This window comes from Streptomyces sp. NPDC059853 (assembly GCF_042731495.1).
Taxonomy (GTDB): Bacteria; Actinomycetota; Actinomycetes; order Streptomycetales; family Streptomycetaceae; genus Streptomyces.
The window spans coordinates 1-10,142 of sequence record NZ_JBHWJL010000189.1 but is presented as its reverse complement, the minus strand read 5'-3'; the positions used below and the strand labels follow the sequence as shown (position 1 = coordinate 10,142).

Sequence of the window (10,142 nt, the reverse complement as noted above, 5' to 3'; positions counted from 1 at the left end):
GGGCCGGAGCCCAGGATGATGACGGCGGGCTTGGTGCGCGGCCCGACCTCGGTCTCCTCGTCGTAGGAGGAGTAGAGGTAGGGGGTGCGGGCGGCGAACTCGGCCGCGCAGGTGTCCACGGTCTTGTAGACGGGGCGCACACCGAGCGAGTGCCGCACCTCGCGCACGACGTCCTCGCGCAGGCCGCGGATCCCGGCGATCTGCGCGTCGGAGAAGCCGTGCCGCTTGGCGTGGGCGAGCAGGTCGGCGTCGAGCCGTTCGGCGTCGGCGAGTTCACCGGCGATCTCGGCGACGAGGAAGAGCTGGTCGACGAACCAGGGGTCGATGCGGGTAGCATCGAAGACCTCTTCGCGGGTGGCGCCGGCCCGGATGGCGGCCATGACGGTGTTCAGCCGGCCGTCGGTGGGCCGGGCGGCGCGGGCGAGCAGGTCGGCCTTGTCGCCGGGGTCGCCGGTGAAGTCGAAGGAGGCGCCCTTCTTCTCGACCGAGCGCAGCGCCTTGTTGAGCGCCTCGGTGAAGTTCCGGCCGATGGCCATGGCCTCGCCCACCGACTTCATGGTGGTGGTGAGGGAGGAGTCGGCGGCGGGGAACTTCTCGAAGGCGAACCGGGGCACCTTGACCACGACGTAGTCGAGGGTGGGCTCGAAGGAGGCCGGGGTCCGCTCGGTGATGTCGTTGGGGATCTCGTCCAGGGTGTAGCCGATGGCGAGCCGGGCGGCGATCTTGGCGATCGGGAAGCCGGTGGCCTTGGAGGCGAGGGCGGAGGAGCGGGAGACCCGGGGGTTCATCTCGATGACGACGACGCGGCCGTCCTCGGGGTTGACGGCGAACTGGATGTTGCAGCCGCCGGTGTCCACGCCGACCTCGCGGATGACGGCGATCCCGATGTCCCGCAGGATCTGGTACTCGCGGTCGGTGAGGGTCATGGCGGGGGCGACGGTGATGGAGTCGCCGGTGTGCACGCCCATCGGGTCGAGGTTCTCGATGGAGCAGACGACGACCACGTTGTCCGCGCGGTCGCGCATCAGCTCCAGCTCGTACTCCTTCCACCCCAGGATGGACTCCTCCAGGAGCACCTCGGTAGTGGGCGAGAGCGCCAGGCCCTGGCCGGCGATGCGGCGCAGTTCCTCCTCGTCGTGGGCGAAGCCGGAGCCGGCGCCGCCCATGGTGAAGGAGGGGCGCACGACGACGGGGTAGCCGCCGAGGGCGGGGACGCCGGCGAGCACCTCGGCCATGGAGTGGCAGATGACCGAGCGGGCGGACTCGCCGTGGCCGATCTTCTCGCGCACCGCCTCGACGACGCCCTTGAAGAGGTCGCGGTCCTCGCCCTTGTTGATGGCCTCGACGTTGGCGCCGATCAGCTCCACGCCGTACCGCTCCAGGGTGCCGGACTGGTGGAGGGAGATGGCGGTGTTGAGGGCGGTCTGGCCGCCGAGGGTGGGCAGCAGCGCGTCGGGGCGCTCCTTGGCGATGATCTTCTCGACGAACTCCGGGGTGATCGGCTCGACATAGGTGGCGTCGGCGATCTCCGGGTCGGTCATGATCGTGGCCGGGTTGGAGTTGACGAGGATGACGCGCAGTCCCTCGGACTTCAGCACGCGGCACGCCTGGGTGCCCGAGTAGTCGAACTCGGCGGCCTGTCCGATGACGATCGGACCGGATCCGATGACCAGGACGGACTGGATATCGGTGCGCTTAGGCACGCTGGTCCTCCATCAGGGAGACGAAGCGGTCGAACAGGTAGGCGGCGTCGTGCGGACCGGCCGCCGCTTCGGGGTGGTACTGGACGCTGAAGGCCGGCCGGTCGAGCAGACGCAGCCCCTCGACGACGTTGTCGTTGAGGCAGACGTGGGAGACCTCGGCGCGGCCGAAGGGGGTGTCGGAGACGGTGTCGAGCGGGGCATCGACGGCGAATCCGTGGTTGTGGGCGGTGACCTCGACCTTGCCGGTCACCCGGTCCTTGACCGGCTGGTTGATGCCGCGGTGGCCGTATTTGAGCTTGTAGGTGCCGAAGCCGAGCGCACGGCCCAGGATCTGGTTGCCGAAGCAGATGCCGAACAGCGGGGTGCCGCGCTCCAGGACGGCGCGCATGAGGCCGACCGCGTGGTCGGCGGTGGCCGGGTCGCCGGGGCCGTTGGAGAAGAAGACGCCGTCGGGGGCGAGGGCGTAGATCTCCTCGGCGGTGGTGGTGGCGGGCAGGACGCGCACCTCGATGCCGCGCTCCGCCATCCGGTAGGGGGTCATGCCCTTGATACCGAGGTCGACGGCGGCGACGGTGAAGCGGCGCCGTCCCTGGGCGGGCACGGTGTACGGCTCGGTGGTGGCGACCTCGGAGGCCAGGTCGGCGCCGCTCATGGCGGGGGCGGCCTGGACCCGGGCGAGCAGTTCGTCCTCGCCGGCCAGCGCGTCGCCGGAGAAGATGCCGACCCGCATGGCGCCGCGCTCGCGCAGATGGCGGGTGAGGGCGCGGGTGTCGATGCCGGAGATGCCGACCACGCCCTGGGCGGTCAGTTCGGCGTCGAGGCTGCGGGTGGCGCGCCAGTTGGAGGAGACGCGGGCCGGGTCGCGGACCACGTAGCCGGCGACCCAGATGCGGCCGGATTCGGGGTCCTCGTCGTTCACGCCGGTGTTGCCGACGTGCGGGGCGGTCATGACGACGACCTGGCGGTGGTAGGAGGGGTCGGTGAGGGTCTCCTGGTAGCCGGTCATGCCGGTGGAGAAGACGGCCTCGCCGAGGGTCTGGCCCACCGCGCCGTAGCTGCGGCCGCGGAAGGTGCGGCCGTCCTCCAGGACGAGTACGGCGGGGCCGGTGCGGGGGGTGGCGGTGGTCATGCGGCACCTTCTTCGGGGGTGTGCGGGCCGGCGGGGGCCGTGGTGGCGGGCTGGAGCGCCTGGACCCAGGCGGCGTGCTCGTCGGCCCGGTCGGACCGGAAGCCGGAGTCCAGCAGCCGGTCGCCGTGCTCCCAGGTGATCACCAGCAGGCCGCCCTCGGTGAGGACCTTGCCGGCGATGCCCTTGTCGAGCCTGGCCCCGCGGACGCGGTCGGCCGGGATGAGGAAGCCGGGGGCTCCGGTGCGCTCCACGGTGATGCCCTCGGCGGTGAGGGTCAGCTCGGCGCGGCTGCGGGCGCCGAGGCCGTGCGCGACGATGCGGTCCAGCCACTGCCCGGCGGTGGTGGAGCCGTGGTAGCGGCCGGTCAGCCGCAGCCGGGCGTCACCGGGCGCCTCCGGCGGGGCGGGCAGCTCGGGCAGGTCGCCCTGGAGGCTGCCGCGCCACTTCCAGCCCTCGCGCATCAGCCAGTAGACGAGGGCGACGAGCAGCAGCAGGCCGACCGTCCAGCCGATGCGCGCGGCCCAGTCGGTGACCTCGGCCGACTTGCGTTCGATCGTCTCGTCGGCGAGGACGATCAGCTGTGCGGTGATGATGTGGCTCATGTGAGATTCCCGTCCGTGACCGTTGCCCGGCCCCGCAGGAAGGTGTGCGTCACCCGGCCCGGCAGCTCGCGCCCCTTGTAGGGGGTGTTCCGGCTGCGGGAGACGAAACCGGCGGGGTCCACCAGGGAACGGTATGCCGGGTCGACCAGCGTGAGGTTGGCGGGTTCCCCCACGGCGACCGGACGGCCGTGTCCGGCGAGCCGGCCGATAGCGGCGGGCGCGTACGCCATCCGGTCGGCGACCTTGGCCCAGTCCATCAGGCCGGTGTCGACCATGGTGTGCTGGACGACGGAGAGGGCGGTCTCCAGGCCGATCATCCCCATGGCGGCGGCGCCCCACTCGCAGTCCTTGTCCTCGTGGGGGTGCGGGGCGTGATCGGTGGCCACGATGTCGATGGTGCCGTCCGCGAGCGCCTCGCGCAGTGCCAGGACGTCGGTCTCGGTGCGCAGCGGTGGGTTGACCTTGTAGACCGGGTCGTAGGAGCGCACCAGCTCGTCGGTGAGCAGCAGGTGGTGCGGGGTGACCTCGGCGGTGACCCGCCAGCCCTTGGACTTGGCCCAGCGCACCAGCTCCACGGAGCCGGCGGTGGACAGGTGGCAGATGTGCAGCCGGGAGCCGACGTGGGCGGCGAGCAGGATGTCGCGGGCGATGATCGATTCCTCGGCGACGGCGGGCCAGCCGGTGAGGCCGAGTTCGGCGGAGACGGTGCCCTCGTTCATCTGGGCGCCCTCGGTGAGCCGGGGCTCCTGGGCGTGCTGGGCGATCACGCCGTCGAACGCCTTCACGTACTCCAGGGCGCGGCGCATGATCACGGCGTCGTCCACGCACTTGCCGTCGTCGGAGAAGACGGTGACGCCGGCGGCGCTGTCGTGCATGGCGCCCAGTTCGGCGAGCTGCTTGCCGCCCAGGCCGACGGTGACGGCGCCGATGGGCTGGACGTCGCAGTAGCCGGACTCGCGGCCCAGGCGCCACACCTGCTCGACGACGCCCGCGGTGTCGGCGACGGGGAAGGTGTTGGCCATGGCGTGCACGGCGGTGTAGCCGCCGGCGGCGGCGGCCCGGGTGCCGGTGAGGACGGTCTCGGAGTCCTCGCGGCCCGGCTCGCGCAGGTGGGTGTGCAGATCCACCAGGCCGGGCAGCAGGATCCGGCCGTCCGCCTCGATCACGGTGGCGCCCGCGGCCGGGAGGCCGGAGCCGATCTCGGCGATGGTGCCGTGCTCGACGAGGACGTCCTGCGGCCGTCCGCCGAGGATCTTGGCGCCCTTGATCAGGGTGCGCCGGGGGGTTGCGGTCTCACTCATGGGTTTCCTTGGTGGCGGCGGGCTCGGCTCCGCCGAGCAGCAGGTAGAGGACGGCCATGCGGACGCTGACGCCGTTGGTGACCTGTTCGACGGCGGTGCAGCGGGGGGAGTCGGCGACCTCGGCGGTGATCTCCATGCCGCGGTTCATCGGCCCGGGGTGCATGACGACCGCGTGGCCGGGCATCTTGGCCATGCGCTCGCCGTCCAGGCCGTAGCGGCGGGCGTACTCGCGCTCGGTCGGGAAGTAGGCGGCGTTCATCCGCTCGCGCTGGACGCGGAGCATCATCACGGCGTCGGACTTGGGCAGGACCGCGTCCAGGTCGTAGGAGACGGCGCAGGGCCAGTGCTCCACGCCGATCGGGACCAGGGTGGGCGGGGCGACCACGGTCACCTCGGCGCCCAGGGTGTGCAGCAGCTGGACGTTGGAGCGGGCCACCCGGGAGTGCAGGATGTCGCCGACGATGGTGATCCGGCGCCCGGCGAGGTCGGTGCCGGCCGCGGCTCCCGCGGCCAGCCGGCGGCGGATGGTGTAGGCGTCGAGGAGCGCCTGGGTGGGGTGTTCGTGGGTGCCGTCCCCGGCGTTGACCACGCAGCCGCCGATCCAGCCGGAGGTGGCGAGCCGGTGCGGGGCGCCGGAGTCGTGGTGCCGGATGACGACGGCGTCGGCGCCCATCGCCTGGAGGGTGAGGGCGGTGTCCTTGAGCGATTCGCCCTTGGAGACCGAGGAGCCCTTGGCCGAGAAGTTGATCACATCGGCGGAGAGCCGCTTGGCGGCCGCCTCGAACGAGATCCGGGTGCGGGTGGAGTCCTCGAAGAACAGGTTGACGACCGTGCGGCCGCGCAGGGTGGGGAGTTTCTTGATCGGCCGGTCCGCGATCCGGCCCATCTCCTCGGCGGTGTCGAGGATCAGGACGGCGTCGTCGCGGCTGAGGTCGGTGGCCGAGATGAGATGGCGCTTCATCGTTGCCTTCCCGGTGAGGGGTGTGCTGAGGGCGTGCGGGCAGGCGCGGGCACGGCGGGGCCGGGGTGGTGGCCGGGCCGTGCCGGGGCGCGCTACCGCTCGGCGGCGGAGGCGTCCTCGCGTACGCCCAGGAGCACGCCGTCGCGGCCGTCCTCCTCGGTGAGCTGGACCTTGACCGTCTCCCGCAGGGAGGTGGGGATGTTCTTGCCGACGTAGTCGGCGCGGATCGGCAGCTCGCGGTGGCCGCGGTCGACCAGGACGGCGAGCTGGACGGCGCGCGGGCGGCCGATGTCGCCGAGCGCGTCGAGGGCGGCCCGGATGGTGCGGCCGGAGAACAGCACGTCGTCGACGAGGACGACCAGCGCCCCGTCGATGCCGGAACCGGGGATCTCGGTGCGGGCCAGGGCCCGGGCCGGGCGCAGCCGCAGATCGTCGCGGTACATGGTGATGTCCAGCGATCCGACGGGCACGGGGTGTCCGGTGATCTCGGCCAGCCGGGCGGTGAGCCGGTGGGCGAGGGCGACGCCGCGGGTCGGGATGCCCAGCAGCACCACGTCGTCGGCGCCCTTGGCGCGTTCGACGATCTCGTGGGCGATGCGGGTCAGTGCCCGGGCGATGTCCGGCGCTTCCAGCACGGAGCGGGCCGGGGGCGACTCATGGGTGTCCATACGAAAGGACCTCCTTCCCCGCCTCACGGGACGGGCCTTAAAGGACGTCTGGTGTTCGAATGAACCATAGCAGGGCACTCGATACGCTCCGCATCGCCCCAGGTCAGAGAGGAGGGACCCGGTCCGGCTTGACGGGAGATATCACGCTGCGTAACATCACAGTGAGTAACGAAATTGCCGTCCGGGGAGACACATGTCCAGCGAATACGCCAAACAGCTCGGAGCCAAGCTCCGCGCCATCCGCACCCAGCAGGGTCTGTCGCTCCATGGGGTCGAGGAGAAGTCCCAGGGCCGCTGGAAGGCGGTCGTGGTCGGCTCGTACGAGCGCGGCGACCGCGCGGTGACCGTGCAGCGCCTCGCGGAGCTGGCGGACTTCTACGGTGTGCCCGTCCAGGAGCTGCTGCCCGGCACCACGCCCGGCGGCGCCGCCGAGCCGCCGCCGAAGCTGGTGCTCGACCTGGAGCGGCTCGCCACGCTGCCCAGCGAGAAGGCCGGCCCGCTGCAGCGCTACACGGCCACCATCCAGAGCCAGCGCGGTGACTACAACGGCAAGGTGCTCTCGATCCGCCAGGACGATCTGCGCACCCTCGCGGTGATCTACGACCAGTCCCCCTCGGTGCTGACCGAGCAGCTGATCAGCTGGGGTGTGCTGGGCGCGGACGCCCGTCGCGCGGTGCAGGCCGAGGAGAGCTGACCGGGGCGCGCGCAACGCGCGTCACCTCCGCGTCGCGCCGCCCGTGGCGGCGCATGGCACAGGGGCGGACGGCCGGCCATCAGGCCCGCCGCCCGCCCCTGCCGTGGCGGCTCAGCGCCGCAACGAGGGCTTCAGCTCCTTGAGCCGTCCCAGCAGGCCGTTCACGAAGGCCGGCGAATCATCGGTGGAGTACTGCCGGGCCAGCTGCACGGCCTCGTCCAGCACCACCGGATCGGGCACGTCGTCCCGCCAGATCAGCTCGAAGGCACTCAGCCGCAGGATGTTGCGGTCCACGGCCGGCATCCGGTCCAGCGGCCAGCCGATCGTGTACTGCGTCAGCAGCTCGTCGATCCGCTCGGCCCGCTCCGCGAACCCCTCGACCAGCTCCCTGGTGTACGGATTGACCTGCGGGTTCCCCTGATCGCTCAGGGCCTTGCGCGTCCACTCGGCCAGGACGTCGGTGGGGTCGGCAGCGCGCTGATCCGCCTCGAAGAGGATCTGGAGCGCTCGCTGCCGCGCCTTGCTGCGCGCGGACACGTCAGCTGTTCACCCGGCCGAGGTACTCACCGGAACGGGTGTCGACCTTGATCTTCTCGCCCGTGGTGATGAAGAGCGGAACGCCGATCTCGTAGCCGGTCTCCAGCTTGGCGGGCTTGGTGCCGCCGGTGGAGCGGTCGCCCTGGACGCCCGGCTCGGTGTACTCGATGGTCAGCTCCACCGAGGCGGGCAGTTCCACGAAGAGCGGGGTGCCCTCGTAGATGGCCACGGTGGCGTCGAAGCCCTCGAGCAGGAAGTTGGCCGCCTCGCCCACCGTCTTGGGGTCGATGGGCAGCTGCTCATAGGTCTGGGTGTCCATGAAGACGAAGTCGGTGCCGTCCTTGTAGGAGAACTGCATCGCACGGCGGTCGACGGTGGCGGTCTCGACCTTGGTGCCGGCGTTGAAGGTCTTGTCGACCACCTTGCCGGAGAGCACGTTCTTCAGCTTGGTGCGCACAAAGGCACCGCCCTTGCCGGGCTTGACGTGCTGGAACTCCACAACGGACCACAACTGTCCGCCGTCGAGCTTGAGCACCATGCCGTTCTTGAGGTCGTTCGTGGTGGCCACGGGCGCGGAATCTCCTACAGGCTGGCTAGAGGGGACCGGAGGAACCCCCCGTGCGTCGGGTGGACCCGGTCACAGTGCCAGGAGTTCCTTGGTCGTGATGGTGAGTAGCTCGGGACCGCCGTCCGCCGGTGAGCGGACGACGAGCGTGTCGTCGATCCGGACTCCGCCCCGGCCCGGGAGGTGTACTCCCGGCTCGACGGTGACCGGCACACAAGGGCCCAGTCTACCCATGGCGGCCGGGGACAGCCGGGGGTCCTCCCCGATTTCCAGCCCGACCCCGTGCCCGGTGGCCGGGCCGAGCGCCGAACCGTGCCCCGCGGCCTCCAGCACGGAACGCGCCGCGCGGTCCACGGCGTGGTACTCGGCGCCCGGCAGCAGCGCCTCGCGGGCCGCCCGCTGGGCGGCGAACACCAGGTCGTACAGCTCGATCTGCCAGTCGGCCGGACTGGAGCCGATCACGAACGTGCGGCCGATCCGGCAGCGGTAGCCGCGGAACCTGGCCCCCAGGCACACCGACAGGAAGTCCCCCTCCTCCACCCGTCGGTCGGTGGGCCGGTGCCCGGCCACCCCCGAGTGCGATCCGGTGGCCACCGAGGTGGCGAAGGCCGGGCCGTCCGCCCCGTGGTCGACCAGGCGCCGCTCCAGTTCCAGCGCCAGATGGCGCTCGGTACGGCCGACCAGGATCGACTCCAGCAACTCCCCCAGCGCCCGGTCGGTGATCTCGGCCGCGATCCGCAGCGCCGCGATCTCGTCCTCGTCCTTGACCAGCCGGTGTTCCTCCACCACCCGGCCCAGATCGGTCAGCCGCACGCCGGGGGCCCCGGCGGCCAGCGCCCGGTGCCGGGCGACGGTCAGATGGTGTTCCTCGACGGCCACGGTGTCGGCGCCGGCCTTCATCGCCATCGCCACGGCGGCGATCGCCGGATCGCTCTCCCCGTGCAGCACCTCGGTGCGCAGCCCCTCGGTGTCGGCGGGACGCGGTGCGGCGGAGGCGTCGGCCGCCTCCCAGTGGCTGAGCAGCACGTCGTCACCCGAGCGGCCCACCAGCAGGACCGCGTCGGCGGGGGCGGCGCCGACCAGGTAGCGGACATTGGCGGGGCGGGAGACGACCAGAGCGGTGCTGCCGGCGGCCGAGCAGCGGGCCCGCAGCCTGGAGCGCCGGGCGGCATGTACCTCGGACATGGACCGAGCCTACGCAGCCCGGGGCCACGGGGCGCCTTCAACACGTCCTAACGGGGACGCGCACCTCACCAGGCGGGCGGGCTGCTCAGCGAGCGGGCCACCGCCTCGTCCAGCATCCGGGCGGTGGTGGCCACGTCGTGCCGGGAATTGTCGATGATCGGCAGCCCGGAGCCGTACCAGCCGGCCATCCGGCCGTGGATGGTGGCGACCTCCTCGTCCGACAGCCGCCGGGTGCCGGTGCGGGCGGCGTTGCGCTCCAGCACGACATCGAGACCCGGCAGCAGTACGACCGGGATCAGCCCGGGGCCCACGTGCCGTTTCCAGCCGCCCAGGCCGACGGCGGGGCGGTCGGGGAAGACCGCGTCGTCCAGGATGCAGGAGATGCCGTTGGCCAGATAGTTGCGGGCCGCGAAACCGCAGGTGCGGCGGGCCAGCCGGTACTGCGCCTCGGAGCGGTCGTCCCACCCGGCGCGCGGGTCGGCGAACCCGGCCCGCACCCATTCGCGGACGTCGTCCAGGCTGATGCTGGCGGTGGGCACCGGACGGCGCTCGGCCCAGTAGCGGGCGACGGTCGTCTTGCCGGCCCCGGCCGGGCCGATGAGCAGCACGGCGACGCCGATGTGCGCGACATCCGGGTGCGCGGGGGCGACGGCGGGTGCCGGGGCGGGCACTGCGGCGCCGGCCGGCAGCTGGATCTGCCCGCCCGTCCCGCCGTCGAGCGGGGCGTGCGGCGGCGGGGGCATCCCGGGTTGATGCATCCGGCACCACTGGCGATGTAGAGGCACGGCAGACGGCTC

The 10,142-nt window shown here is 72.0% G+C and carries 11 protein-coding genes; 1 reads left to right on the top strand and 10 read right to left on the bottom strand.

The features are described from left to right. The 6 genes from carB to pyrR all read right to left on the bottom strand — a co-directional run. Positions 1-1,703: carbamoyl-phosphate synthase large subunit (carB, locus tag ACFV5N_RS18945; RefSeq protein ID WP_385600976.1), on the bottom strand; the 1,703-nt coding region annotated here is incomplete at its 3' end. Further along, on the bottom strand, positions 1,696-2,832 hold the full coding sequence (carA, locus tag ACFV5N_RS18940; RefSeq protein ID WP_385600973.1) for a glutamine-hydrolyzing carbamoyl-phosphate synthase small subunit: 1,137 nt from the start codon (positions 2,830-2,832) through the stop codon (positions 1,696-1,698). The genes carB and carA, both read right to left, overlap by 8 nt. Then, the gene (locus ACFV5N_RS18935) at positions 2,829-3,434 is read right to left on the bottom strand and encodes a hypothetical protein (RefSeq protein WP_385600970.1); all 606 of its coding nucleotides are present in this window, start codon (positions 3,432-3,434) and stop codon (positions 2,829-2,831) included. Before ACFV5N_RS18935 ends, carA begins: the two co-directional genes overlap by 4 nt. Next, entirely contained in the window at positions 3,431-4,735 is a 1,305-nt protein-coding gene (locus tag ACFV5N_RS18930; RefSeq protein ID WP_385600967.1) for a dihydroorotase, read from the bottom strand. The genes ACFV5N_RS18935 and ACFV5N_RS18930 overlap by 4 nt, the downstream gene beginning before the upstream one ends. Continuing rightward, positions 4,728-5,696 (bottom strand): aspartate carbamoyltransferase catalytic subunit, encoded by a 969-nt coding sequence (locus tag ACFV5N_RS18925; RefSeq protein WP_385600964.1) that lies wholly within the window; start codon positions 5,694-5,696, stop codon positions 4,728-4,730. Before ACFV5N_RS18925 ends, ACFV5N_RS18930 begins: the two co-directional genes overlap by 8 nt. 92 nt (positions 5,697-5,788) lie before the next feature. After that, positions 5,789-6,364, bottom strand: a complete 576-nt coding sequence (gene pyrR, locus ACFV5N_RS18920; RefSeq protein WP_385600961.1) for a bifunctional pyr operon transcriptional regulator/uracil phosphoribosyltransferase PyrR — start codon at positions 6,362-6,364, stop codon at positions 5,789-5,791. Positions 6,365-6,557: 193 nt separating this feature from the next. Here pyrR and bldD point away from each other — a divergent pair, with 193 nt between their 5' ends. Then, positions 6,558-7,058, top strand: a complete 501-nt coding sequence (gene bldD, locus ACFV5N_RS18915) for a transcriptional regulator BldD (RefSeq protein ID WP_019434753.1) — start codon at positions 6,558-6,560, stop codon at positions 7,056-7,058. A gap of 111 nt (positions 7,059-7,169) precedes the next feature. On the opposite strand, the gene nusB is transcribed toward bldD, so the two are convergent. The 4 genes from nusB to ACFV5N_RS18895 all read right to left on the bottom strand — a co-directional run bounded on the left by nusB (position 7,170) and on the right by ACFV5N_RS18895 (position 10,103). Beyond that, on the bottom strand, positions 7,170-7,595 hold the full coding sequence (gene nusB, locus ACFV5N_RS18910; RefSeq protein WP_093842414.1) for a transcription antitermination factor NusB: 426 nt from the start codon (positions 7,593-7,595) through the stop codon (positions 7,170-7,172). A gap of 1 nt (position 7,596) precedes the next feature. Then, the gene (efp, locus tag ACFV5N_RS18905; RefSeq protein WP_385600958.1) at positions 7,597-8,163 is read right to left on the bottom strand and encodes an elongation factor P; all 567 of its coding nucleotides are present in this window, start codon (positions 8,161-8,163) and stop codon (positions 7,597-7,599) included. A 69-nt stretch (positions 8,164-8,232) separates the two neighbouring features. Further along, on the bottom strand, positions 8,233-9,345 hold the full coding sequence (locus ACFV5N_RS18900) for an aminopeptidase P family protein (protein WP_385600955.1): 1,113 nt from the start codon (positions 9,343-9,345) through the stop codon (positions 8,233-8,235). A gap of 65 nt (positions 9,346-9,410) precedes the next feature. Then, positions 9,411-10,103: an AAA family ATPase gene (locus tag ACFV5N_RS18895; RefSeq protein WP_385600952.1), complete on the bottom strand. Its 693-nt coding sequence runs from the start codon at positions 10,101-10,103 to the stop codon at positions 9,411-9,413. Positions 10,104-10,142: the final 39 nt, after the last annotated feature.